The sequence below is a fragment of the Micromonospora sp. R77 genome (genome assembly GCF_022747945.1).
In the GTDB taxonomy this organism is placed as follows: domain Bacteria; phylum Actinomycetota; class Actinomycetes; order Mycobacteriales; family Micromonosporaceae; genus Micromonospora.
In genome coordinates this window covers 6,207,962-6,231,727 of the sequence record NZ_JALDST010000001.1, presented here as the reverse complement: position 1 = coordinate 6,231,727, position 23,766 = coordinate 6,207,962, and the positions used below count along the sequence as shown (strand labels likewise).

The window sequence follows — 23,766 nt, the reverse complement described above, 5'->3', positions numbered from 1 at the left end:
CGCGTTTGGCGTAGCGGGTGGCCAGGTCGTGATCAAGTGAGGGCTTCCGGGGCCCGGCGCCGGTGGTGCAGGTGAGACACCTTTCGTAGCATGGCTTGCGATCATCGGCGACGTGAAGGGCGGGGCGCATGGAGGGCTGGGAGCAGCTACTCACCCGGGAGTTGCAGCGGTTCCTGCCCGAGCCGATCGGGGACCACCCGGGCGGGGGCCGCTATGCCCTGTACCACTGGGACGACATGCTCGCCAGTGAGTTCTTCGCAGGCGGCGACCTCGACCGGCTCGCCGCGCTCGCCGAGCCGCAGTCGTGTGTCGTGGCCGCGAGCGGGACGAGCGGCACCGGCTGGGACCGGTGGGCCTTCGACCTGGGCCGCTCGATCTTTGCGGTCGACGGCGCGGAAACGATCGAGGCGCTGGCCGGTCGGCCCGCCGCCGACCTGCTGGCCGCGGCGCACCGATCCGCCGGCCGGGCGGTGGTGCACGGCGTCGAGCTGGCCCGGGTGCTGCGCCGGCACGGTATCGCGCTGGAGGACCTTGCCGAGGACGGCGTGACCATGCCGATCCACGTGCGGGTGGTCACCGACGGGAGCCTGCTCGATGCGCTCCGGGCGGCCACCGGCACGATGGACCAGGACGGGCTGGAGCCCGTCGATCCGGACGCCGAGGTTGATCCGCGGTGGCAGGCTGCGCTGAACGGGATCGCCGACGCTGAGCTGCGCTCCCATCTCAGCGCACTGTTCCTCGAGGAGGATTCTGCCCGGGCCTACGGCGGCGAGTACTGCGGGGCCCACTGGCCCAGCGGCAGCGGGCCGATCCGATTCGCCGCCGCCCGGGTCGTCGCGGGCTGGGAGTTCGGCGAGGGCCAGGCGTGGTCGGCGGTCGTCGAACTGGCCACTGAGCACTGGCCGCCGACCACTTAGGGTCTGCCCTGCCGATCATGGAAGCCACATGATCGCGGCGATGAGCAACAGGCCTGCGTGGTAGATGGCGGCGCGTTTGGCGTAGCGGGTGGCCAGGTCACGCCATTGCTTGAACCGGTTGAAGCAGCGTTCCACGACGTTGCGCCGCTTGTACGTAACGTGGTCGAAGGTTGGTGGCCGCCCGCCGTTGCTGCCTTTGGCGGCGCGGCGCGCCACCTGGTCGGCGCGCTCGGGGATGGTGTGCCGGATCCGCCGCTGCCGTAGCGCGCCGGGTCGAGTCGTGGGCGTAGCTCTTGTCCGCGATCAGCATGTCCGGTCGCTTGCGCGGCGCACCAGGCCCGGGCGGGTTGATCCGAATGTGGTCCCGCAACGCCAGCAGCTGCGGGTTGTCGCCAGCCCTGATCGAGGAGTCCACACTGACCACCCACTCCAGCGGCTGGCCATCGTCATGGACCTGGGCCGCGGTCAGGATCCGCTGCCAGGTGCCGTCTCAGGACGGCGTGGTTGGGTGGTCGGAGCCGGCGATCATCAAGATCCGCAGCGGCCCGACATGCGCGACCAGCGCAAGCAAGGCCATTGCGGGTCCGCCTATCGCGAGGACCTGACCTTGTCGCGAAGATGAGCGTGGATCACATACGGGCAGACTCCCCCATTCTGCCCGACTCGACAAGATCAATCATCGGAGTCGTGACCTGTGAACATCTCAAACTCTCCGCACCCCGGAGGCGCCACCATCGCCACCTACGCCGGCGTTCCGCCCGCACCGTGCAACGCGCCCTCGCCAGACTCGTGCACCTCGGTCGGCTGGCCGTCCGCCAGGTCGCCACCGTCGCGACCCGGATCTACCGTCTCTTGAGCGGACAGCCGGGCATGCCAGGGGGTGCCAACCAGAGGGCCGGGGTGACAAACACGGCGACCAGGGGTGACGCCCTGACGGTGTCACCCGAAGCAAAGGAAGACCACATGAAGCACCCCGGCCACCACCGCACCGCGCCGGCCAGCCACCAGCACTCCCCCAACGATCACCCGCGACGCACTCTCACGTCGAGCCGAGCACTAAGGCGCCGAGCCGCGTCGGCCGCCCGCATGGCCGACCAGTGCCCCCGACACCGCGGCAGCCTGGCCGCCCGTTGTGGGCCATGCCGATCCGAACTGCTGGCCGGCGGCCTCCGATAGGGCTTTCCAGCCGCTTACCGTTCCGCCATCGACCAGCAGCTTCACGCCCCTGGCGCGGGATCTCGGCAGGCGGACGCCGCCCGAATTAACGCGTCTGGCTGACGTTCTGCATGATCGCGAGTTATGGCGAGAGGAGATCATCAACCGTGAGCCCGGTGTGCGGCCCGTCGTCGGGACGGTACCGCGCCGACTCGTGAACGCCCTGCTACGACGGTTCGTTGAGCTCATCGAAGCCGACCTGGCAGCCGCCGGCTTCATTCGCCGCGGGAGCGGTGACGACGTTGTGGAGGCGTTCGGCCATGGTCCGGTCCGGCTTCTGCATCTCGGCGATCTTCGCGAGCACGTCACGCTCCGCCTCCGCCGCCTTGTCCGCTCGCGAGCCGCGGCGTGTCGCCTTCTTCTGCTCGTGAGCGTATTCCTTCATCGCGGCACGTTCCTCGGCGGTGAAGCCCTGGTACGTGCTGTCCTGCGTCGAGCCCATGACGTTTCTCCTCGTGTCGGGTCGATGCTCGTGTCGTCAGCGCTCTACAGCCCGCTGTTCGGGTCGGTGCCCCTGGCCCTTACGGGAGCGAGGCCGGCCTCGCCGATCTGCCCGACCCGGGCCGAGGTGGCGGCCTCCCACTCGAAACCGTCCGGGTCGGTGAAGGTTCCGGTGCCGCTGCCGATGGCGAGCCGGTGTGATCCGCTGCCATCGGGCGATACGCCCACGTCCTTGGCGGCGGCCCGCCGGCCGTAGAGCGCCAGTGTGATGGGCGGGGTGGCGAACTCGACGTACCTGCGGCCGAAGCTCTTGGCCACGGACAGGCCGCGCTCGAGGTAGAACTTCCTGGTCGCGGCGACGTCGGCCACGCCCAGCAGGAGCACGATCTCGTCGATGTGCCGGGGCGCCGGTCCGCTGTCCTTCTTCGACGAGCTCGAGATCTTCCAGATCGTGCCGTACGGATCGCACAGCACCCCGCCGTAACCCCAGAACCCCTTCGCGGCGGGCTTCAGCGTCGTCGCTCCGCCGTCGAGGGCGGTGCGGAAGAAGCTGTTCACGATGCTCGGCTGGGAGACCACGAGCGACATGGCGAAGCCGCGGAAGCCGGTCGTCGGCGCTTGGGCGTCGCGTACACGCACGCGGGCGTCCAGGTCGAAGGCCGTGCGGTAGAAGGCGTCGGCGGCTGCGGGGTCGGGCACTTCGAGCGTGACAGATTCGATCGAGGACATTACGGGGGCCCTTTCATGGGGTCGGATTGCGGTTGTCCTGATGCGGATGGACGGGGGTATGCGCGTCGGCGGCGGAGTTCTCGCCGGGCGGTCTCGACGACAGCCGAGTCGAAGCTGCCGCCGCTCAGCGGTCCTGGATCAGCCCCAGGACGTTGCCGTCGGGGTCGGTGACGGTGGCCACGAGGCGGTCACCGCCGACGTTGTGCGGGTGTTCGGTCACGGTGGCGCCGGCGGCGCTCAGCTCGGCCAGCCGCACCTCGATGTCCGGCACGTGCCAGTAGGCCACCGGCGAGGTCATCCCCTGCGGTCCACCGCCCGGCACCAGCCCGATGTGCTGACCCGCGGCGTCGAAGCCGACGTAGTAGGACGAGTCGGTCGTGGGTGGCACGCCGAGCAGGGCGGCGTACACCTCCTTGGCAGCCGTCAGGTCCGATACCGGATGCAGCACGGTCCTGATTCCCTGTGTAGATCCCGCCATGATCACTCCTTCAGGTCGCGGGGCGTCGTCGGCCCGGTCGGTACGTGTTCACAGCCTGCCTCCGGCACGTCCGGCCCGGATCCGTGCTGACCACGGAGCCGACCACGGATCCCGAACACGGACGGGCTTGCGACAAGATGGTGCGGTGGTTGACGTCTCCCCTCGGGAAGCCGAGGTGCTCGCGCTGGTCGGAGAACATCTCAGCAACGCCGAGATCGGCGCACGGCTGTTCATCTCGGTGCGTACCGTCGAGACTCATGTCTCCTCGCTGCTGCGCAAGCTGCAGGTCCCGGACCGCCGCGCGCTCGCCCACCGGGCGACCGACCTCGCCGGCACCGCGCCGGCTCGCTCGGCACCAGCCCTACCGGCCCCTTTGACCTCGTTCGTCGGCCGGGTGAGTGAGCGGACCGAGCTGACCGAGCTGATCAGGGCGCACCGACAGGTGACCGCGGTCGGCCCCGGTGGAGTGGGCAAGACCCGGCTCGCGCTGACGGTGGCCACGGAAGCTGCCCGCACGTACTCCGACGGGGTGTGGTTCGTCGACCTGGTCCCGGTCGGCGAACCTGGCATGATCGCGACGGCGGTCGCCGGCGTGCTCGGCCTCGGCGAGCAGCCCGGCCGCGACATGACCGAGTCCGTCATCGCTGCGCTGGCCGACCATCACGCGTTACTGGTGCTGGACAACTGCGAGCACGTGGTGGACGGGGTGGCGCCGTTCCTCGACCGGCTGCTGGCACGGTGCGCTGGAGTAACGGTGCTGGCGACCAGTCGGGCCCGGCTGATGGTGCCGTTCGAGCGGGTGTACCCGGTGCCCCCGCTGTCGCTGACCGTCGACGGCGAGTCGGACGCGGTCGCACTGTTCATGGAGCGGGCGGCGGCGGTGGGCCCGCCACTGGATCCTCGCCTGCGCAGCCGGTTGGCCTCGATCTGTGAACGGCTCGACGGAATGGCGCTGGCGATCGAACTGGCCGCCGCCCGGTATCCCACGCTCGGACTGGACGGCGTCACCGCCGCCCTGTCTCATCCCCTCCGGATGCTCACCGGCGGCTCCCGCGCCGATGACCGACACCGTTCGGTACGGGCCACACTGGACTGGAGTCACGCCCTGCTGGAACCGGCCGATCGGGCGCTGCTGCGCCGGGTGTCGGTGTTCGTGGCGCCGTTCACCGTTTCGGCGGCGGTGCAGGTCGCCGCCGCCGCGGAAGGCCTCGTCGCCGACCAACTGGCCCGGCTCGCCGAACAGAGCCTGTTGGTGGTGACGCCCTCGCCGGGCGGTACGCAGTACCGGGCGCTGGAGACCATCCGGCAGTACGGGGCGGAGCGCCTCACCGAGGCCGACGAGCTGATCGACACCCGATCCCGGCACCTCCGCTGGTGCCTGGAGCAGGTCGCCGGCCTCGGGGTGGAGCGAGCGGACTGGCGGACCCGGTTCGACCCGCTGGCCGACGACCTCCGCGCCGCCCTGGGTTGGGCTGCGGGCCGGCCGGAGCAGCGCACGGACGCGTACCGGCTGGCCGGGCACCTGGCGGAGCTGACCTTCGCCCGGAACCTGATCGGGGAGTCCCAGCTGCGATACGAGCAGGCGGCCGCGCTCGCGGACGACCCTGCCGCCACCGCGTCGATGCTCCGGCACGCCGCCGCCGTGGCCGGCTGCCGAATGCGGGGCGAGGACATACCGCTGCCACCGGGCGGCCGCGGCAGCCGCCCGCCGGTCCCGGGACACCGCCGGCGCCGCCACCGACCTGGCGACCGCCGCCACCAGCACGTACCGGTTCTGGAGCAAGTTCGAACGACTCCCACCACCGGAGGAGGTGATCGCGCTCGCCGCCGAGGCGCGGGACCTGGCCGGCGACGACAGAGCCGCTCAGGCCGCGGTGGCGCTGGCCGAGGCCGCGGTGCTCACCGACGCGTTCGGCGCCGCTCAGGGCCCACCCGACAACGTTGTTCCGGAGACGATCGCGCGCGCCGAGCGGGCAGTCGAACTCGCACACCGCACGGATGACCCGCTCGCCGAGTCCGCCGCGCTCGACGCGCTCACCGGCGCCCAGTGCTGGGCCGGTCAAACGTTCGCGAGCGCGGCCACGGCGCGACGCCGGGTTGCGCTGCTGTCGTCCCTACCGGCCACTCCGGCCAACACCCACGAACTGCTCGACGCGCTCGGCAACGCCGCCGAGGCCAGCCTCGGCGCGGGGGACCTGCCGGCCGCCCGCCGCTGGGCACGGCAGATCGCCGACCACCCGTTGCTGGCAGAAGTCAGCCACCGTGCCACGAGTTGGCTGCTGGTGGCCGACGCGTTGGCGGGCAATGTCGACGAGGTGCTCGCCGGCGGCGTCCGGTTCCTCGAAGCATGGCAGCGGGCCGGCCGCCCCGCCCGGTCGATCCTCGCCCCGGCAGCGGCCGGCGTGGCGATGATCCACGGCCTGCGCGACGACCAGGACGCCCGCCGTACGTGGAACGCCGTCCTGGAGCAGCTCGGCATGCCACCGGAGCACATCTACGGCTACGGGGCGGTCTTCGACGCGATGCTCCTGCTGCACCAGGGACGGGCACCGGAAGCGCTGGACCGGTTGGCACCCGAGCCCGGCGCGGTGTGGAAGTGGCTCACCTGGATCTGGCTCCACTGGTATGTCGCCCTTCGCGCCGAAGCCGCCGTACTCGCCGGAAGCCCCGACGCCCGCGACCGCCTCGCCGAGGCCTGCACCACCGTGGCCGGCAACCCCGTCGCCGAAGCCCTGGTGAAACGAGCCGAAGCCCTGCTCGACAGCGACCGGGAGGCGTTGTTCGCCGCAGCGGGTGCGTTCGACGCCGTCGGCTGCCGCTACCAGTCCGCACGCACTCTGGTGTTCGCCGGCGGTGCCCACGCCGAGCGGGGCGCGGCCGTGCTCGACGCCCTCGGACTGACCCCGATGGACCCCGGCCGACCCTCCACCAGCACGGGGCGGACCCGCGCCTAACGCTGCGGCGCAGAACGGAGAACCCACACCGGCCAGCCGGCACGGCGATCACGAGCCAGGGGTAGGGTCAGTCCACGGGCGACGCCCCTGACTCGCCTGCCGCAGCCGATCCACCCGCTCGCACGATGCGCCGCCGGATCAGCCGCTCGGAGTGGCGACTTTCCTGCCTCGGGCTGCCGTCGATGAGTGGACCGTTCGCGGGCTGGCGCGGTGGACGAATGGATAAGTCGACGGTCGAGACGCCCGGGAGCGTCCCGACCTTGTCGACCTCGCAGTGTCGCTACGCGTCAGCTCATCAGATGATGCGCAGGCTCGTGTCGTCCATGGTGCCGTTCGTGACGGTCTTTCCGCCCCAGTCGAACGTGGTACTGACGGTGTGCCGCATCCCGTAGATCGCACCGATCCCGTCCGGGACGAAGAAGATGCTGTACGAAGGGCTGGTGCACCCGTTGTTCGTGACGACGGTCGTGAGGTAGAACTCCGTCTTGCTCGCGTTCGCCGTTATGGTCGCGGAGCCTGCCGAACTGATGGACATTCCGAAGCCCACGGTGTTGAAGGTGAAGGTGTCGGTCTGCGTGACCTTCACCGGCTTGGCCGTGGAGATCGCGCCCGTACTGGTCGTCTTGTAGGTGCAGGACTGCGAGTCACCGGCGATATAGATCTTGTTGATGTAGGTCCCGAGAACTGGGGTCTGGGTGGCCCAGTACTCAACCTTGTCACCCAGGTGGACCCAGTTGTGGATGTCGCCGACCGGAAATTCGGGGCTGTTGCCGCGCAGCCAGGTGGTGCAGTGGATGGGGGTGGTCCAGCGGGCGCAGGAAGGAGAACTGACCTCGGCTGCGGCGGGCGAGGCCGGGACGATGAGCCCGGCGATCGCCGCAATGGCGGCGACGACGGTTGCGAGCAGCAGTTTCATACGACTGCGCATCACCGTGCTCAGTGCGGGAAATGGCATGGGCCACCTCTCTTGTTCGCGCCATCATCCACGTCGGAGCTGATGGTCGGAACGATTGTCACCCAGTCCTCCCGCGGCAGGGAAATACGATTCTCCTGTAGCGGTATCACCTATTGTTATACCTCTTTTTCGATCTCGGATTTTGCGCGTCAGGGTCGTCGTTCATCGGGTCACTGCAGGTCACGGCGGCGTTGCGATCGCGCGGCCGGTGGTGGACGGGTCGGTGCCGGTCGGATCCCGACGAAGGTCGTCACGGAAAAGCCACGTCCCGGACGGTTTCACGAAGCCTCGATGAGGTTCCGGGGCCGCACTTGCGGGAACGGCTGGCCGTCAGGGCCGGACCTGCCGGATCGTGGCGCGCTAGCTGGCAGGCCGCTGACCGATCGAGGACGGAGGGATAGGCTGACATAAGTTCCCCTAGGAGTGTCATGCCATGAGTGTGGAGAGCCGGCAGCTCGCGGTGTTCCTGGCGGTGGTCGAGGCGGGCGGCTTCAGCCGGGCTGCCGAACGGCTCGGGATGACCCAACCGGCGGTGTCCGGCCACATTCAACGACTCGAGCGACAGCTGCGGGTGCGGCTGTTCGACCGGACGGGCCGCCACGTCACACTCACCGACGACGGCCACCGCCTGCTCCCGATGGCTGTTCGGGCGGTCAGCGCCGTCACCGAGGTGGAGCAGTCGATGGGCCGCCGAAATCGCACCCTGCTGCGGCTCAGCGCCGAGGCGCCGTCCTTGGCCCGAATCCTGGCCGGGCTGCGCGAAACTCATCCCAATTTCAAGTACGACATCACGATCGACCTGTCCGAAAGCAGCCTCCTCGAGGTTCGCTACGGCAACCGGCACTGCGCACAGGTGTACGACTTCGACGCTGCTCCGCTGGATCTCACCGGTCTGGCGAGCACCGTCCTGCTGCGAGAGCCGGTCTGGGTGGTCCTGCCCCGCACCCATCGACTCGCTACGGCTCCCGTTGTCTCGCTCCGTGATCTGGCCGGCGATCCTTGGCTGCTGCGGCCGCCGGGCACCCGGCTCCGTCAGTTGGTCGTGGTGGCGTGCCGGGCTGCGGGCTTCGAACCCTACGCACCCTATTCAGCCACCGACAGCTACGCCATCGAGCTGCTTGTCGCCGGGGAGGGGTGCGTCACCCTCGGCTCCCCGATCAACAGCCCGAGCAGCCTGATGGTGCAGCGCCCACTCATCGAACCGGTGATGCGTGACATTCTGCTCGTCAGCCGGCCGGGCAGCGTTCCGCGGGAGATATCAGCCACGATCTGCCACCAGATGATACGCAGCTACTGGCAAGCGGCGGCCGCCAACAACCCCGAGTACCACGCGACACGTCTCCGCAGCCGACGGCAGGATGTGGGCGAGGTCGCGGTGAGCACGAAAACCGACGAGTGACGAGCGCGTCAGGCTCCCTTGGTCATGGGAGAACTGGGGAAGTATCGGCGAGCATCTGCGGATTCGCTGCGAGGAACCTCGCATAATCAGGGTTGTTCATGCGTGCGCGTTCCCGGTACCACTCGAGGACGGCCGCAGCGCACTCCCGCACGACGGGCGTGGCGAGTGCCTCGGAATTCCACGCCAGAAACAGTGTACGGGTGGGTGCGCCGTCCACGGGCAACAACCGCAGTTCGTCGAAGGTCGGGACGGTGGGGGCGCAGAAGGTGATGGCACGCAGCGAGGTCAGCAGCCCTCGCACCGCGGATACGTCGGTGACGGCGTGACCGCAGCGAGGTGCGAACCCGGCTGCGGCACATGCCTTCTCGACCAGTTCGCGGAGCGGGCCGTTCGGCGGCAGCACCCACATCTGACCGCTCAGTTCGGACAATTTCAATGTGCCGTCAGCAGACGACAACCGCTCCTGCAGTACGTGTCCTTTCCCGACAGCGAGTTGGCAGTGCTCGGTGACCATACGCACCCGCCGCACCGGCGCGGGTGGCGGCGGCATCGGGTCGTTGACCTCGTAGCCGATCACGATGTCGACCGTGCGGTCGAGCAGCCCGCCGAATGCACGGTCGGGATCGTATTCGCGGGTGTTCACGATCGTCGCCGGCCACCGGGAGTCCAGGTGGTCCAGGAGCGTGTGAACCGCCAGTGAATAAACGGACATACGGAGTTCGTCGGGCATGAGGGCGGCGGGCGCGGCGCAGCTCACCTGCAAACTTGCGCTGGCCTCCTGCCAACGCGAGCTCAATTCGCTCAGGCCGTCCGCCACCGCACGACCGGCGGCGGTCACCACCACGCCGTGCGTCGTACGGTCGAGCAGGCGCAGCCTCATCGACCGCTCGATCTGCGCAACCCGTGCCGACACCGACCGGGGCGTGAGGTAGAGCCGCCGCGCGGCGGCCGCGAAGGAACCGGTGTCCACAGTCAGCAGGAACGCATCGGTCGCCGACGCGTCGGGGGGCATCGACCGATCCTCGCGCCGGCCTGTCACCTCGCGGGTCCTTGCCCCCGGGTCGGGGCCGAGTGCGGGGAGACGTCCGTTATCGAGGGCCGCGGCCTGCGCCACGGTGTTCGTCCACGTCGACCAGATCTCGTCGACGATCCCCAGGAGCGCCCGGCCGGCGGCGGTCGGTGCGACCTGGTGCGGGTGACGCTGGAACAGCGTCAAGCCCAGATGCCGTTCGACCCTGCGTACGCTCTGGGAGACGGCTGAGGGCGAGCAGCCCAGTGCCCGGGCGGCGGCGCTGAGAGAGCGACGTTCGGCCGTAACGGTCACCACATGCAGATCCGCCCACCGTACGGCACTCATTCACGCACCTCCCAGCCAGCGGCGGACACGCCTGCCAAGCCCGGCGTTGGCCGCTGTCGCTTCGACAGTCGACAATGTAATCCAAGCTGGATCTTTAAGCATCACCTACCTACCGAAGGCTCGGCCCTTCAGGAATAGCGCGTTTCCGGCAGTGGTGGAACAGGTGAAGTATGGGATTCGAAGGCGGTGCGGGGTGCCACCGTCGTCAATCAGCGCATATCGCGTCCGTGTCGCAGTACACGGTCGTTTGCGCCCGGCCCGGGAAGTGGTGGCGGCACGTGCGCTGTCACCTGAACCACACTGAACAGGAGTGATCGACATGCAAGTAAGCCGCACGATGGCGCGCACGGCCGTGGCCGCCACGGTCGCCACGGCCAGCGCCCTCGCCCTCTCCACTCCCGCGTCAGCGAACCCCACCACCTACGCCACCCAGACCATCTACACGGCCGCCTGCCCGGATGCGCAGCAGAGCATCGATATCTACGGCACCACGATCACCGCGAAAACCACGGTGAACAAGGCGATGGGCGCGCAGTGCACCGCTGGCACCGTCCTCAACCAGGCCGTGTACATCATCAATTACCAGGGCACCGTCCTGACCAGTCAGGGCGCGGCCGACACCGTGGGCGACCTGGGATATACCTACTCCGCCACCAACGTGTTGTCCTACACCCTTCCCCGTGGCTCGCGGGTCGAACTCCAGTCAGTCACCATCACCAACGGAGTCAACTCGCGCACCCACGTGCTGCGCATTTACGCGTCGGGACGGATCGAATCCCTTGTCCTCTGATCAGCGGTCCGCCCTTCAGGAGGTACTCGTGGCAACCCGTCTCAGCAGGATGCTCACGGTCGCGGCCACCGCCGCCACCGCAGCGCTGGCCGCCGCGGCCGTTCCGGCGTCCCCGGCGGCGGCCGTACCGGCCGGCAGCAGCTTGGGTATCAACTGGTCGATCCCGACCTACCCGGCCGGCTACCCGATGCAGCAGCGCAACATCCAGGTCACCATCAGCGGCCCGACCGGGCAGCAGAACTACGTCTTCAACGGGCCCGGCACGTCCGGGACCGTCACCTACCCGATCAGCGTCGCCGGAACGTACTCGGTGACGGCCCAGTGCATCCAGGGTTGCGTGCTCACCCCACCGCAGTCGCAGGCGACCATCAACGACTACAACGGCTACGTGCAGGTCACTCCCTACATCCCGCGCACCTCCACCACGTCCCGGCAGTGCTGGCTCGCCAGCAACACGCCCTGTTCGCTGGGGAGTTACTGATCGGCGCCCGCCAGAACGGGAGATAAACTATGCTTCCTCAACGTATCGCCAGCCTGGCGGTCGCGGCGCTGGCCGGTGGGGCGCTCAGCCTGGTCGGTGCGCCGACCCAAGCCATCGCCGCCACGGCCCCGCCGGCAAGTTACTTCCCGGCATGCAGCACCACCCAGGACCCGGGTGGCCCGTGCCTCGCCGCCGTCTACGGCTGGGGGGACTACTACAGCAACGGGTTCGAGAACTGCCGGCTCTACTCCTACAACCAGCTGTCGCAGTACCAGTTCCAGGGCTACCGGACGGCGTCCTGCCAGCTGCAGAACTACTACCCCGACTCGTACACCCTGTTGGTGCTCTACAAATGACAGCCCTGCGCGGCGAGCGGCCTGTCCCAGCCGACGGATCACGACGGGTCACGGAGCGGACCACGTCGCCAGCGGAACGGCTCAAGACGCCGTCAGCGGCGTCCCACACACCAGGAGGTTCCATGTTCCGAACAGGTGCCATGCGTCGGTCGGCCGTCGCCATCGGGGCGATGCTGGCCCTCCTAGCCGGCGCAGCCCCGGCGGCTGCGGCCCCGGTGTCCGTCACCGAGGCGCGGACCGCTCTGGCCCCGACGGTGACGCTCGACGCCTACCCGTCGATCGCCTTCGGCAACGTCATCGATGTGTCGACCAAGGTCCAGTTCACCGTCAGCGCGACGTTCACCGTCGCCGCCGGTTTCTACGACTACCGCTGGTGGGCCGACGGCAAGCAGGCCAGGCCCATCTACCAGGGCAACTGTTGGACGGGTCCCACCTGCACGATCAGCGTCCCCGCCGAAACCTTCCTCAACTACACAGGGGCGTACAAGAAGTTGACCCTGCGGGTGTACGGCTACAGTCCCTCGAACATCCAGGTCACTCCCCTCTGATCGATCCGTTTGGTCTCGCCCGCCCGCCCGCCTGGCCAGGCGGGCGGGCGGGACGGAGTCAGGCCGAGCAAGTGCAGGGTGCAGTGCCCGGCAGCCGGTCCTATTTCCGCCTGTTGCCGACGCGCCCTTGGCTCAGGCAAAGTCGGAATGGTCGAGGTATCCCGTCACCGAGTTGCCCAGGTTGGTGGTGAACGTGGCCAGGGAGCCACACCCTCGGCCTGCGGGTCACGCGGGACGACGGGATGGACGGGATGCCGCAGGACGAGAAGGGGATCATGCGCGGGCAGGGGCCGACGATCGCCTGGTCCACCGACCCGGCCGGCAATATCCTGTCCGTCCTCGAGCAGAGCCGAGAGGCCGAACGGGCGGGCTCAGGGGCGGAGTTCGGCTGCCCTTCCTGTCGCTGATCAACATCAGCTTCCGGTGGGTCGACGACGTCAAGACCCCGGTCTCGGACCGTTCGGCCACCCCAGCCGGCGGAACATGGAGTTGAACAGCCGTCACCCCATCTCTCACTGACGGTCCCGGCCCCCTACCGGCCGAGGCCCGACCGGGTACCGGTGGCGGCCGTCGCATCGGGGCGCGAACCGATCCGGACGTACAGGTGGGCCGCCGTACGCCCGTCGCCGCGCAGGTAGGCGCGGGCCGCGTCGCGCCACGGGCTCGCCGCGATCGCCTCCAGCGCGCTCGGTGGCATGCCGCAGGCCCGCATGGCGTACGGCAGCTCCACGCCGAGCTCCGACGGCAGGAAACCCGACCCGACGGCGGTGAGCGCCTGCTCCACCAGCTCCCCGACGCTACGGTCGGGTCGGTCCCGGCGGACGGCGAGCGCGGCGGCGATCACCGGTGCGGTGACGGTGACGTCGCGCAGGCTGGCCCGACCGAGCCGGTCGAGCATCCGTTCGGCGACCCGGCCGGCGCCGTCGTGGTCCCCGGCGATCAAACGCAGTCGGGCGTCGAGGCAGAGGCAACGGTCGGTGAGGAAGTGGTCGTCGTCGGCGTTGAGCCAACGCCGCACCCGGCGGCCGGCGGCGGTCAGATCGTTGGCCCAGAACTCCTTCCAGGCCCGAGCGGCGTCGAGGTAGCGCAGGTCCAGGGAGGAGCCGCGTATCCGGGCCATCGCATCGGCGCGGTCCAGCGTCCGGCGGTGCTCGCCAAGGTCCCCGAGTCTGGCCGCGGCATCCATGACGTTGACGAGCAGGGAGACGCCGACCCAACCGGCCGCCTCCTCGTGCCGGGCGACAGCCGACCGGTGGTCGGTGAGGGCGCCCGGGTCGCCGAGCCGCTGTCGGGCGAGCCCCCGGTTGGTGAGCAGGCGGGCGTTCTCCCAACCGGTGGCGCGGTGTCGGTCGTTCCGGAGTGCGGCGTCGGCCAGGTCCAGCGCGGCGGCCGGTTCCCCGGTCACCGCGAGCAGGCCCACCGCCGACGTCATGAGGGACCCCGGCGGTGGACCGCCCGGCAGCGCCGCCATCAGCTGCCGGGCCCGGGTCAGCGACTGCCGCGCCGCGCCGTGCCGGCTGGCGCACCAGGCGATCCGGGCGCGGGTCAGCTCGGTCTCGATGATCCCGAGCCGGTCGCCGTCGGCGGTGAAGAGGCGCAGCGCCTCGTCCGCTTCCTCGGTGCCGGCACCGACGGCGGTCCGCGCCCGGGCACCGGCCAGCCGGAGCAGGAGCCGGGCCCGCTCCGGGTCGTCGGACCCGAGGCCGGTCACGAGCAACCGCAACGACTCGACGACCTGCCCGTGGCCGCCCATCTGCTCGGCGAAGGCGGCGGCGCTCAGCAGGGCGGACCGCACGGGCGCGGTGTGCACACCCTGCGTCGACGCCTCGGCGGCCCGCAGCGACGGGTCGTGTCGCAGCACCGCCCGGTGCAACTCGACCAGGCGGGGCGCGGGTTCCAGACCCGTGGTGGCGTTCTTCCACGACCGGTACGCCCGGTAGCACTCCCCCGCCTCGACCTGGCGGCCACTGCGGTAGAGCGCGACCATCAGGTGTTCCCGTAGCCGTTCCCGGGCCGGATACCGGTCCACCGCCTCCTGTATCTCGGCCACCAGGTCGACGTGGCGGCCGAGGGCGAGTTCGGCGTCGAAGAGCGCCTCCAACGCCCGCTGCCGGACCTCGACCAGCTCCCTCACCTCCGGCCACCGCCCGACGCGCGGGTAGGCGGCGCCGAACGGGTCGCCGGCCCAGAGCGTCGTCGCCTGTCGCAGCAGCGCCGAGCCCGCTCCGTGGCGGCCCTCGCCGACCAGACGTAGCCCCCGGTCGACCTGGCACCGGAAGTCCCGCACGTCGACGGTGAGGGCCTCGATGCGTAGGGCGTACCCACCGTCGCAGGTGGACAGCACCGGCTCGCCGGGCGACCCGGGTTGCTCCAGCAGGCGCCGAAGGCGATGAATCTGCACGTGCAGGGCGGGCTTGGCGTCGGCGACGGAACGGTCCGGGCAGATGGCGGCGACGATCCGGGGCAGCCCGACGGGCTCCGGGGCGTAGAGCATGAGCAGACCCAGCAGGAGTCGCCGCTGTTGCCCCGGCACCGGCAGTTCCCGGCCGTCGCGGACCCAACGGACGCCGCCGAACAGGAAAGCCGACTGCGAGGCCGGCGCGACAGGTGATGGCGGATCAGCCGGCACGTTGCCATCGTGCGGTACCGGCACCCGATGGGCAATCGAATCTCATCGACAAAACGTCCCGCGCGTTGTTGCGGCGCTTACCCGGCCCTTACCTGCCCGGTCCGGGTCTTGTTCGCCGGTACGAGGTTTCCCCAGACTGCTCCTGGTCGGTGCCACTCCGGCACCGCCTGCCGATCCCCCAACCGATCCGGTCCGGCAGAGAAGAGGAAGAAGTCCATGAGATCCCCTCGTACGCCGCGCCCCACGCGGCCCTTCCCGTCCCTCCTCACACTCCTGGTGACGGCCGCGCGGGGCGCCACCGTGGTGCGTGCCCGTTCGTCGCGCCTGGCGCTGCTCCTGGCCGCCGTGGTCGGGGTGACGCTGCTCCCGGCGGTGCCCGCCTTCGCCGACCACCCGGTGGCCACTGTGATCGGAACGCCGTCCTGCCAGACCAACAACGGTCTGCGCACCTGCTCGCGTCGGGGCGAGTCGTGGCAGACCAACTCCAGCACCCCGTCGACCTTCGGCAGCACGGGCGCGTACCAGTCGACGTACACGTACTACTCGCCGAGCTGCTGCAACGATTACCCCACCCAGATCCAAGGGGTCAGCAACGTCTGGGACCAGCGGACCGGCTCCGGTTACCGGCGGATGCGGCTGACCCAGACCTTCAAGGCGCTCGGCAGCGGCGGCGGCAGCATCTCCATCGCCTGGGGTCTGTTCGACTGGAACCCCAGCGACCCGTCTCAGGTCACCGCCACCCAGGTGTACCTCTCCATGACCCGCCAGGCCCCGATCGCCAACAACCTGATGCAGAGCCGGACCAACCTCCAGTTCCCGCACAACAACTCCGTCGCCAAGATCGAGCACGCCAGCAGCAGCACCATCGAGTACGCGTCCAGCAACGCGTACCGGCGGCTGCTGGTCCAGATCCCGCAGACCGACTTCTAGGCGCTCCCGTGCCGGGTGCGGAGTCCGGAGAAGCCTTCCGAGCTCCGCACCGTCGGGCGCACGGTCAGGCTCCCGGCGCCGCCAGCGACCGGATTCTTCTTCGTGGTGGAGGTCATGATGGTGGGGAAGCGCAGGGGCCGGATCGCAGCCGTCGCGGTCTTGCTGGTGACGCTGGCGGGATGTTCACCGGCCGCGTCGCAGCCCTCGCAGCGGCCGGAACGCCCCGTTCCCCCGGGCCTGACCGCGCACTGGGCCGAGCAGGCCGCCGTACGCGCCACCGACCTGATCTATCAGGGGCCGGCGTACCCAGTGGTGGCCGGACCCATCGACCCCGACCCCACCCTCTATGCCGACGCCGTCCGGGTGCTGGCCGTCTCCGGTCAGCTTCCGCAGGAGCAGCGGGACCGCGCCGTCGTACTGATCACCGATTGGTGGCCGACAAAACCGGCCGCGGACGAGGACGGTTTCCGCTGGCTGGCCCTGACCAAGGCGCTGCGGGCACTCGACGCCCTGGACCGGCTCCCGACTGACCGGCTCGCCCCCATGCTGACCTGGACCGGGTCGACGCTGGCGGCGGCGCCCGGCGATCCTCGCCGGGTGTTGGTCGCCGCCCAACTCGCCCGGCAGATCCTGGACACCGGCGATCCCGCTCCTGCCGGCTTGGCCGCTCTCCTGGAGCGCGCCGCCGGTCGGCTCCCCTGCGACCGGTCGGCGACGGTGGATACCGCGGCGACCTCCGCCATCGTTGCCTCGGCCGCGAAGCGGCCCTGCCCGCTGCCCGCCCCGGTGGCCGACACCGCCCGAGCCCGGCTCGCCGCCGCGGGCACCGAACTGGACCAGCAACTCGACACCGTCGCCAACCTCGCCCCGCTGGCCGAGGCCGGAATCATCGACCGGGCAACGTTCGGCGTCCTGGCGCGTACCGTACTGACCACGCTGGGCCAGTCCCGGTACGACCGGGGCGGCGCCATCGGTCAGGGGACGGTGATCACCGTCGTCGACGCGATGGCGTCGGCCGGGATCAGGGCCACCCTCCCGGCGAACCAGGTCGAGACACTGCGCCGAGTCGTCCGCTCGGAGTCCCGACTGGTCGACGGAGTAGGCCAAGGCGATCCGCTGGAGACCGCCCTCGCTGTGGACCTGCTGCGCCGCCTCGGCAGCTCGGCACCCGAACCGGCCAACTGGCAGGCGGAACTCACCCTACTGGACCGGACGATCCTGGCGTTGGCCTACGACCGGCGGCAGCTACCCACCGTCGAGCAGGCAACCGCCGCCATGGAGGCACAACCGCCGTCGACCATGACGCTGGCTTACCTCGCGTCGGCGTACCCCGGGTTCTGTCCGAAGCAGGCCACCGAGCTGCGCCGCACCCTCAGCGCCGCGACGGACCTGCCCCACCAGAACAGCTACCGGCTGGTCCACATGGCGTTGCTGGTGGCCACCACCGCGGGCTGCGGCGGCGGTGACCAACAGCGTCTGACCAACGCCCTGGTCGAGGCGGTCGACCAGGCACGCCTGTCGTCCACCACCGAGCAGCCCGCCGGTCCCAACATCGTCGACACCTGGTACCGCGCCGAGGCCGGCTGCCTACTCGGCCAGCCCACCCGCTACCTGCCCGACCGGTCCGCGCTACGCCAGGCCGTCACCCGTGAGGTCGGCCTGGAGCAGATCCGGCCCACCACCACGATTGCGCAACTCTACGCCGCGCTGCGCCTCAGCGAGCTGGTCGAGAAGCCCGAAGCCTGCGACGCGCCCTGGTGGAGGACCCTTCCCCGCCGCTAGTGCGGTGTCCGTGGGCTCGAACGGCTCGACTCAACCGGTACGGGTCGCCGTGATGCCTCCGTCGACGGCGATCTCCGCGCCGTGGATGTAGCCGGCGTGGTCCGAGAGCAACCAGGCCACCGCGTCGGCGAACGCCGGTGTGGCCGCGCTGACCGCCGTCGACGGCCACATGGTTGGAGCAGCACGAACACTCCCGACCGCCGGCACGGGACAGGCCGGCGGCGCGCGGCACGACCCAGGACGTGCGCTGGTGAACCCGGTGGCGAGGGCTCACCAGCAGGGCGTGTCGAGCCCACGACGAGTGACCGACGAACTGCGCCGGAGGCCGCATCACACGAATCCTTGTCTTCTCAGCCACAGGAGAGAGGGGTAGCCCCAGAGGGGCGGGAGGTAGTGGGTGCAGAGGCGCGTGGTGATGGCGATGGCGAATGCCGTCGACTCGTCCACGCCGAACGCGATCAGTGCCGCCGTCAGCGTCGCCTCGGCGACCCCGACCCCTCCGGGCGCGGGGATCAGGCCAGCGAGCACGGACGCGCCGATGTTGATGACGAGTAGCTCGGCGATCGTGAGGCCGACGCCGTAGGCGTGACATACGGCGCCGAGGCCGAGCGCGAACGTCAGCTCGCCGAGGGCGTTCCCGCCGAACAGCTCGAGCCGTTTCCGGCGATCACGGAGCACGACCTCGACGATGCGCAGGCCCTCGCGAAGAGGCGGGACGACTCTCTTGCGCACCGCAGGGACGAGCCCGACCACCAACCCGCTGGCGACGATCGTCGCCACGATCGCAGCGACCAACCTGTAGTCGGGGTCGCCGACATCGAGATGGACATGGCTGAGGCCCTCTCGCACGAACGGCAGCATGAGAACGACCAGGAGAATCTGGACGACCTTCTCCGCGACGTCGTCGACCGCTCCGGATGCGACCGCCTCGGTCGCGGTTCCGCCCATACGCTGTACGAAGCGCACTGTCGCCGCCACCGTGCCGGCCGGGCCGGGAACGGTGAGGCTGACAACCTTGAGCCCCGACTTGAAGACGACGCAGGGAAGCAGCGGTAGTGGCGTGGCCACAGTCCCGCGCAGCGAGATGGCCTCGGGAACGAGTCCGAAAGTCGAGACGACGAGCGCGACGACGACCCACGCCGGCTGGGCATGCCGCAGGTTGTCGGCGACAGCCGCAAAGCCGAAGTCGGCCAGCTGCGCGACGAGGGCGTAGACGGAGAACAGCACAGCGGCGGTGAGCAGCACGTTGCGTGGCCGGATCCTGGCCATCGGCGCGATCTCGACTGGATCAGTCCCCGCCGCTGCGGCCGCCGCACTCCGCAGTTCTCGGAGTGCGACCTCGTGGGACCTGGCGCGCTCGCGCGTGTGGGGTGTCAGCGCCGCGCGTTGGAGGTAGGGCAGCGCTCCCTTGACGGCGTTGACGCCCGCACCGCCGACAGCCGCTTTCAGCGCGCGGTCCGGGCCGACCAGGACGGTGGTGGAGACGAGGAGCTCGGCCACGTCGATGTCGAGTGCCAGCTGCGGCGCGCCCATCGTGGCGGCAGCAAGCCCGACGATGACTGGGCGACCCTCGTGATCGACGATCACCTGGGACGCGTTGAGCCGGCCATGCGAGATTCCTGCGCCGCGCATTCTCGCGACCTCTCGCCACAGCTGCACGAGCGTCTCGTCGTTGACCTGGGCGCCCGGGACCAGCTCGAGCGGATCGAGGTCGGCCTGTCGGGTGACCAGGCCAGCGTCACCCCCACTTCCGAGCGCGGCGATGACGACCTCCGGAACGCACACTCCCGCCCGGCTGGCCATGAGCGTGGCCAACGCCTCGTGCTCGACCTGCTCCAAACGCCCCACGGGGGCGCTGCGACGCAGATCGCGGTATGCCAACAGGTGCCACCGCCGGGCGAGCCGCTGCGTGTCCTGGGCGTCGCGTCCGAGGATCCTGACGCGGACCGGACGGCCGCTGTGGTCGTGGCCGGCGTACACCGCGGACCCGATCTCCTGACGCGCCAGCGGTCGAAGGTCGTCGAGCTCGACCCCGACCTCGATCATCAAGTCACGAACCTCCGCCGACGGCGGGACGCCGGCCGCGGAACCGAACACGAGACGGACGAGCGTTGCGGCGCCGAGGCCCAATGCCACGGCGCCGAGGACGCCGGAGGGCAGCGCTGATCCGATCGCGAGCTGGCCGACGCCGGCAGCGACGACGAGTCCGGCGAGAACGGCACGGACAGGGCGAACGAGTTCGGGCCCGACCACTGTCAGGATCGCGATGGCCGCCGCGAGCCGGTATTCCGGGAACCCCCATCGTGACCACAGGTCGTCGTCGATGGGCAGCCAGTCAGCACCGGCGATGCGCCCGACGACGCTGCCGGTGCCGGCCAGTACGACCAGCGCCATCGCCGCGTCCCGGAGCAGTGCCCAGCGCCGCCGCATGGCGATGACCAGGAGGAGGAGCACCGAGAGCACGAGTGCGCAGAGCACCGCCGCACGGCACACGTTCTCGGCCCATCCGAGGACGGTGACCACCGCCTGCCCCACCGCCTGGTCCTCGCGGGGGGCGGAGTGCGCGATCGTGGCCGCGAGGCTCACCAGAATCGCCATGGATCCGAGGATCAAGGCGTCGAGGGGGCGCCGGTTCCGACGGCCGGCCTCGTACTCGGTCAGTACCAGCGGGGCGCGTACACCGTGTCGGGGTTGCGTGTCCACTGCCATGCGCGTCCTCGCCTTCCAGCACGGCCTCGACGGCGCGCCTCACCGGTACAACTCGTTGGAGGGGCCGACGGCCACCTATGTCGGTGTTCACGGGACACAGTCCGGGGTGCCCGGCTTCCGCCTTAGCGCCTCGTGCCAGGCGGCACGCCGTGGGCCATCATTCGGCGCACCGGACGTCTTCCCGCCTGGGGGCCCAGCGGGCTTCGCTGACGCCCGCCATCGTCCCGGCGTCACGACTCCGAATCGCGGATGACGTGCTCGTGGACCTCGACCGTCAGCTGGTGGACCAGCCGGGTGAGCCGGACGTTCTCCTCCAGCAGCTGGTCGACGTTCGCGTAGTCGCTGTCGGCCTTCGCCTGCTGGAACGCGGCCTGCCGGTTCTGGCCGATCATGACGAACGTCGACAGGAAGATCGCCTCCAGACTGACGGCGAGCGTCAGCGTCGGCCACGGACTCTTCTCGAAGACGATCATCCACGCGGCGAACAGCGCAGCGTGCAGGTAGACGAACTGCATCGATCCGGCGAACGCGGTGATCCGGTCGGAGAGTCTGAGCTGAGCGCTCTCGGCTCGTTCCTGGAGCTGGGCCACGATCGCAGGATGGTGCTCGCCGGGTGTTTCGGGTGGGCGGCGCGCGGGTGGTTCCGCGCGCCGCCCACTGTCGGTGGTGGGCATGGTGTTAGCCGACTGGGTGCAGGGGCGTGTCGGTGGTGGCCGCGGCGACGGTGGTGCTCGCCTTGTTGAGGCGTTGGGGTAGTTTCTTCACCTCGATCGCGGCCACGATCTCCAGGGCGCCGTACAGCATCCAGGCGAACCCGATGGCCAGCACCGCGGCGATGAGGGTGATGTCCGGTCGGCTCAGCAGGTAGAGCGCGACGAGGGCCTCGACGATGCCCATCACCAGCACCACCCCCCAGTACGGCAGGTATCTGCGACTGCTGATCGCCCCGACGATGGCCGAGCTCCCGCGAAACAGCAACAGCCAGCCGATGGACAGAGCCACCACCAGCAGCGTCGGACCGGGCCACACGAACACGCCGATACCGACGAAGATCTCGACCAGGCCGATCACCACCGACCAGGTCCGTAGCGAACCATCGACCGGGATGCTGAACATCGTGAACGCGCCGCGGATGACCAGCAGCGTCCCCACGAAGACGACCAGATCGCCGACGGTCCAGGGGATGAAGAAGGTGAGGCAGCCGGCCACCAGGCTGACCACCCCGCTCACCAGCAGCACCCACCATCCCTTACTGATCGTGTCGACCTGCGCCCGGGTCCAGCTACGCAGCTCGTCGATCGGACTTGTCACCATCATCAGGTTCTCCTCCCCGCGCCGCTCAACTCGCCGGCTGCGCCGCGGCGAGCTCGTCAGCCCTCTTCTGCGCGAGGACGGCGTCGAGCACGGCGTACTCCGCCTCCTCCACCGCCGCCAGGGTGTAGTCGATCAGGTAGGACGCGTACTCGACGGCGTCCTCGGCGTCGCGCTGCGCCGCCTTGAGGTCGTGCTGTTCCTTCTTCTGCTCGACCCGCTCACGCATCCGGGCGATGTGCTCGTCCCACGCCCGACCCATGTCGGTCCACCACGCCGCCACCTCCGCCTCACGGGCGTCCAGCGCCTTACCCAGCGCCACCGCGTCCGCGTCCGACGTCGCACGCGCCGCCTGCACCTCACGCTGAAGCTCGTCACGCGCCTTGTCACCAGCGGCAACCGCACGAATCTCCAACGCCTTCGTACGAGCAGCAAGCTGACTGAGCTGATCTGACAATGCCATCTCTAATGCCTCCAAGACTGGGTTGGTTCCACCAGTCTTCAGCCAGACACGACCACCTAACATCCGACGGGCGACTGCATCACGCCCACCCCACTACCTAAGAGGGGTCTGCTGCACCGATAGGTGACAGTCGTAGTCACGCGGCCTGACTGGCCGGTCGGGTCATGATGGTCTCGTACTCGACGGGGGTCAACCGGGACAGGGATCGTTGGCGTCGGCGGCGGTGGTAGGTCCGCTCGATCCAGGTCACGATCGCGGTCCTCAACTGCTGCCGGGTCGTCCAGGTTCGGCGGTCGAGGACGTTGTTCTGCAGCAGGCCGAAGAACGACTCCATGGCGGCGTTGTCGCCGGCGGCGCCGACCCTGCCCATCGACCCGGTCATGTGGTGCTGGTTAAGGGCATGGACGAATTTCCGGCTTCGAAATTGCGAGCCGCGGTCGGTGTGCAGCACGCAGCCGGCCACGTCACCACGGCGGGCTACGGCGTTGTGCAGGGCGTTGACGGCCAGCCTCGACTTCATTCGTGAGTCGATGGAGTAGCCGACGATCCGGTGGGACCACACGTCCTTGATCGCGCACAGGTAGAGCTTGCCCTCACCGGTACGGTGCTCGGTGATGTCGGCCAGCCACAACCGGTTCGGGCCATCGGCGGTGAAGTCGCGGCGCACCAGATCGTCGTGCACCGGCGGACCGACCTTGCCGCCCTTGCCCCGACGCTTGCGCTTGCTGAACGCGCTGAACCAGCCCATGCCAGAGCAGATCTTCCAGGCGGTGCGCTCGACCATCGGCTGGCCGGCAGCGCGGGCCTCATCGGCCAGGAACCGGTAGCCGAACTCCGGATCATTGCGGTGAGCGTCGAAAAACACGTCCGTCCGATACGCCGCCACCAGTTCGGCGTCGGTGACACGGCGGGCACGCCACCGGTAGTAGGGCTGACGAGCGATCTTCAATACCCGGCACGTCACCGCCACGGGGATCCCGTCAGCGGCCAACTCGCTCACGAGCGGGTAGAGCCTTTTCCCGGCAGATGCGCCTGCGACAAGTAGGCAGCAGCCCGGCGCAGGACCTCGTTCTCCTGCTCCAACAACCTGATCCGCTTACGCGCCTCCCGCAGCTCGGCCGACTCGCTGCCGGCCGTCCCGGGCGCGGCGTCGACGTTGGCCTGGCGCAGCCACTTGAACAACGTCATCGGGTGCACGCCGAAGTCCTTCGCGATCTGCTCGACCGTCACGCCTGGCTCGCGGTCACGAGCGACACGCACAACGTCATCGCGGAACTCTCGGCAATAGGGCTTGGGCACAGCAACATCCTTCCCACCCACAG

At 69.6% G+C, this 23,766-nt stretch carries 22 protein-coding genes and 1 pseudogene; 10 read left to right on the top strand and 13 right to left on the bottom strand.

Features of this window, described 5'->3' with window-relative positions:
• Positions 1-128: 128 nt before the first annotated feature.
• A complete protein-coding gene (locus MRQ36_RS28790; RefSeq protein ID WP_242799885.1) occupies positions 129-917 on the top strand; it encodes a hypothetical protein in 789 nt (262 codons plus the stop codon).
• A gap of 15 nt (positions 918-932) precedes the next feature.
• Here MRQ36_RS28790 and MRQ36_RS34800 read toward each other — a convergent pair.
• The 4 genes and pseudogenes from MRQ36_RS34800 to MRQ36_RS28770 all read right to left on the bottom strand — a co-directional run.
• Positions 933-1,407, bottom strand: a pseudogene (locus MRQ36_RS34800) (transposase); the annotation flags it as partial.
• Positions 1,408-2,298: 891 nt separating this feature from the next.
• Positions 2,299-2,574 carry a hypothetical protein gene (locus MRQ36_RS28780; protein ID WP_242799884.1) on the bottom strand — a complete coding sequence of 92 codons (276 nt, stop codon included), beginning with the start codon at positions 2,572-2,574 and terminating at the stop codon, positions 2,299-2,301.
• A gap of 44 nt (positions 2,575-2,618) precedes the next feature.
• A complete protein-coding gene (locus MRQ36_RS28775) occupies positions 2,619-3,272 on the bottom strand; it encodes a glyoxalase (RefSeq protein WP_242799883.1) in 654 nt (217 codons plus the stop codon).
• Between the two features lie 154 nt (positions 3,273-3,426).
• Positions 3,427-3,750: a VOC family protein gene (locus tag MRQ36_RS28770; RefSeq protein WP_242799882.1), complete on the bottom strand. Its 324-nt coding sequence runs from the start codon at positions 3,748-3,750 to the stop codon at positions 3,427-3,429.
• 175 nt (positions 3,751-3,925) lie between these two features.
• On the opposite strand from MRQ36_RS28770, the gene MRQ36_RS34170 reads away from it, so the two are divergent.
• Positions 3,926-5,782 (top strand): LuxR C-terminal-related transcriptional regulator, encoded by a 1,857-nt coding sequence (locus MRQ36_RS34170; RefSeq protein ID WP_242799881.1) that lies wholly within the window; start codon positions 3,926-3,928, stop codon positions 5,780-5,782.
• Positions 5,783-7,029: 1,247 nt separating this feature from the next.
• Here the strand turns inward: MRQ36_RS34170 and MRQ36_RS28760 are convergent.
• Positions 7,030-7,650, bottom strand: a complete 621-nt coding sequence (locus MRQ36_RS28760; RefSeq protein WP_242799880.1) for a hypothetical protein — start codon at positions 7,648-7,650, stop codon at positions 7,030-7,032.
• A 472-nt stretch (positions 7,651-8,122) separates the two neighbouring features.
• Between MRQ36_RS28760 and MRQ36_RS28755 the strand changes: the two genes are divergently transcribed.
• On the top strand, positions 8,123-9,088 hold the full coding sequence (locus tag MRQ36_RS28755) for a LysR family transcriptional regulator (RefSeq protein WP_242799879.1): 966 nt from the start codon (positions 8,123-8,125) through the stop codon (positions 9,086-9,088).
• A 22-nt stretch (positions 9,089-9,110) separates the two neighbouring features.
• Here the strand turns inward: MRQ36_RS28755 and MRQ36_RS28750 are convergent, their stop codons facing one another.
• Positions 9,111-10,445 (bottom strand): LysR family transcriptional regulator, encoded by a 1,335-nt coding sequence (locus tag MRQ36_RS28750; RefSeq protein WP_242799878.1) that lies wholly within the window; start codon positions 10,443-10,445, stop codon positions 9,111-9,113.
• 310 nt (positions 10,446-10,755) lie between these two features.
• Between MRQ36_RS28750 and MRQ36_RS28745 the strand changes: the two genes are divergently transcribed.
• The 5 genes from MRQ36_RS28745 to MRQ36_RS28725 all read left to right on the top strand — a co-directional run bounded on the left by MRQ36_RS28745 (position 10,756) and on the right by MRQ36_RS28725 (position 13,027).
• Positions 10,756-11,235 (top strand): hypothetical protein, encoded by a 480-nt coding sequence (locus MRQ36_RS28745; RefSeq protein WP_242799877.1) that lies wholly within the window; start codon positions 10,756-10,758, stop codon positions 11,233-11,235.
• A gap of 28 nt (positions 11,236-11,263) precedes the next feature.
• The gene (locus MRQ36_RS28740) at positions 11,264-11,716 is read left to right on the top strand and encodes a hypothetical protein (RefSeq protein ID WP_242799876.1); all 453 of its coding nucleotides are present in this window, start codon (positions 11,264-11,266) and stop codon (positions 11,714-11,716) included.
• A 29-nt stretch (positions 11,717-11,745) separates the two neighbouring features.
• Complete coding sequence (locus MRQ36_RS28735; RefSeq protein WP_242799875.1) at positions 11,746-12,072, top strand: hypothetical protein; 327 nt, start codon at positions 11,746-11,748, stop codon at positions 12,070-12,072.
• A gap of 122 nt (positions 12,073-12,194) precedes the next feature.
• The gene (locus tag MRQ36_RS28730) at positions 12,195-12,620 is read left to right on the top strand and encodes a hypothetical protein (protein WP_242799874.1); all 426 of its coding nucleotides are present in this window, start codon (positions 12,195-12,197) and stop codon (positions 12,618-12,620) included.
• Positions 12,621-12,871: 251 nt separating this feature from the next.
• On the top strand, positions 12,872-13,027 hold the full coding sequence (locus MRQ36_RS28725; RefSeq protein ID WP_242799873.1) for a hypothetical protein: 156 nt from the start codon (positions 12,872-12,874) through the stop codon (positions 13,025-13,027).
• A 125-nt stretch (positions 13,028-13,152) separates the two neighbouring features.
• Here the strand turns inward: MRQ36_RS28725 and MRQ36_RS28720 are convergent, their stop codons facing one another.
• Positions 13,153-15,153, bottom strand: a complete 2,001-nt coding sequence (locus MRQ36_RS28720) for an AfsR/SARP family transcriptional regulator (RefSeq protein ID WP_242799872.1) — start codon at positions 15,151-15,153, stop codon at positions 13,153-13,155.
• A 372-nt stretch (positions 15,154-15,525) separates the two neighbouring features.
• Here MRQ36_RS28720 and MRQ36_RS28715 point away from each other — a divergent pair, with 372 nt between their 5' ends.
• Together MRQ36_RS28715 and MRQ36_RS28710 are read left to right on the top strand one after the other, a co-directional pair.
• The gene (locus MRQ36_RS28715) at positions 15,526-16,179 is read left to right on the top strand and encodes a hypothetical protein (protein WP_242799871.1); all 654 of its coding nucleotides are present in this window, start codon (positions 15,526-15,528) and stop codon (positions 16,177-16,179) included.
• 120 nt (positions 16,180-16,299) lie between these two features.
• Entirely contained in the window at positions 16,300-17,961 is a 1,662-nt protein-coding gene (locus tag MRQ36_RS28710) for a hypothetical protein (RefSeq protein ID WP_242799870.1), read from the top strand.
• 30 nt (positions 17,962-17,991) lie between these two features.
• On the opposite strand, the gene MRQ36_RS28705 is transcribed toward MRQ36_RS28710, so the two are convergent.
• The 6 genes from MRQ36_RS28705 to MRQ36_RS28680 all read right to left on the bottom strand — a co-directional run bounded on the left by MRQ36_RS28705 (position 17,992) and on the right by MRQ36_RS28680 (position 23,743).
• Positions 17,992-18,132, bottom strand: a complete 141-nt coding sequence (locus tag MRQ36_RS28705; protein ID WP_242799869.1) for an SDR family oxidoreductase — start codon at positions 18,130-18,132, stop codon at positions 17,992-17,994.
• Positions 18,133-18,291: 159 nt separating this feature from the next.
• The gene (locus tag MRQ36_RS28700; RefSeq protein WP_242799868.1) at positions 18,292-20,559 is read right to left on the bottom strand and encodes a lysylphosphatidylglycerol synthase transmembrane domain-containing protein; all 2,268 of its coding nucleotides are present in this window, start codon (positions 20,557-20,559) and stop codon (positions 18,292-18,294) included.
• Between the two features lie 341 nt (positions 20,560-20,900).
• The gene (locus MRQ36_RS28695) at positions 20,901-21,260 is read right to left on the bottom strand and encodes a DUF1003 domain-containing protein (protein ID WP_242799867.1); all 360 of its coding nucleotides are present in this window, start codon (positions 21,258-21,260) and stop codon (positions 20,901-20,903) included.
• An 88-nt stretch (positions 21,261-21,348) separates the two neighbouring features.
• Entirely contained in the window at positions 21,349-21,987 is a 639-nt protein-coding gene (locus tag MRQ36_RS28690) for an HdeD family acid-resistance protein (protein ID WP_242799864.1), read from the bottom strand.
• A 22-nt stretch (positions 21,988-22,009) separates the two neighbouring features.
• Complete coding sequence (locus MRQ36_RS28685) at positions 22,010-22,444, bottom strand: hypothetical protein (RefSeq protein WP_242799865.1); 435 nt, start codon at positions 22,442-22,444, stop codon at positions 22,010-22,012.
• A gap of 136 nt (positions 22,445-22,580) precedes the next feature.
• A protein-coding gene (locus tag MRQ36_RS28680; RefSeq protein WP_242799866.1) for an IS3 family transposase occupies positions 22,581-23,743 on the bottom strand; the annotation gives its coding sequence in 2 pieces (ribosomal slippage) (positions 22,581-23,462 and positions 23,465-23,743; 1,161 coding nt in all).
• Positions 23,744-23,766: the final 23 nt, after the last annotated feature.

What these genes read in the sequence shown, in the direction of transcription:
- MRQ36_RS28730 (WP_242799874.1), top strand. Translation starts at nt 12,195, where the DNA reads ATGTTCCGAACAGGTGCCATGCGTCGGTCGGCCGTCGCCATCGGGGCG.
- MRQ36_RS28725 (WP_242799873.1), top strand. Translation starts at nt 12,872, where the DNA reads ATGCCGCAGGACGAGAAGGGGATCATGCGCGGGCAGGGGCCGACGATC.
- MRQ36_RS28700 (WP_242799868.1), bottom strand. Translation starts at nt 20,559, where the DNA reads ATGGCGATTCTGGTGAGCCTCGCGGCCACGATCGCGCACTCCGCCCCC.
- MRQ36_RS28735 (WP_242799875.1), top strand. Translation starts at nt 11,746, where the DNA reads ATGCTTCCTCAACGTATCGCCAGCCTGGCGGTCGCGGCGCTGGCCGGT.
- MRQ36_RS28750 (WP_242799878.1), bottom strand. Translation starts at nt 10,445, where the DNA reads ATGAGTGCCGTACGGTGGGCGGATCTGCATGTGGTGACCGTTACGGCC.
- MRQ36_RS28685 (WP_242799865.1), bottom strand. Translation starts at nt 22,444, where the DNA reads ATGGCATTGTCAGATCAGCTCAGTCAGCTTGCTGCTCGTACGAAGGCG.
- MRQ36_RS28755 (WP_242799879.1), top strand. Translation starts at nt 8,123, where the DNA reads ATGAGTGTGGAGAGCCGGCAGCTCGCGGTGTTCCTGGCGGTGGTCGAG.
- MRQ36_RS28705 (WP_242799869.1), bottom strand. Translation starts at nt 18,132, where the DNA reads ATGTGGCCGTCGACGGCGGTCAGCGCGGCCACACCGGCGTTCGCCGAC.
- MRQ36_RS28760 (WP_242799880.1), bottom strand. Translation starts at nt 7,650, where the DNA reads ATGAAACTGCTGCTCGCAACCGTCGTCGCCGCCATTGCGGCGATCGCC.
- MRQ36_RS28690 (WP_242799864.1), bottom strand. Translation starts at nt 21,987, where the DNA reads ATGATGGTGACAAGTCCGATCGACGAGCTGCGTAGCTGGACCCGGGCG.
- MRQ36_RS28780 (WP_242799884.1), bottom strand. Translation starts at nt 2,574, where the DNA reads ATGGGCTCGACGCAGGACAGCACGTACCAGGGCTTCACCGCCGAGGAA.
- MRQ36_RS28790 (WP_242799885.1), top strand. Translation starts at nt 129, where the DNA reads ATGGAGGGCTGGGAGCAGCTACTCACCCGGGAGTTGCAGCGGTTCCTG.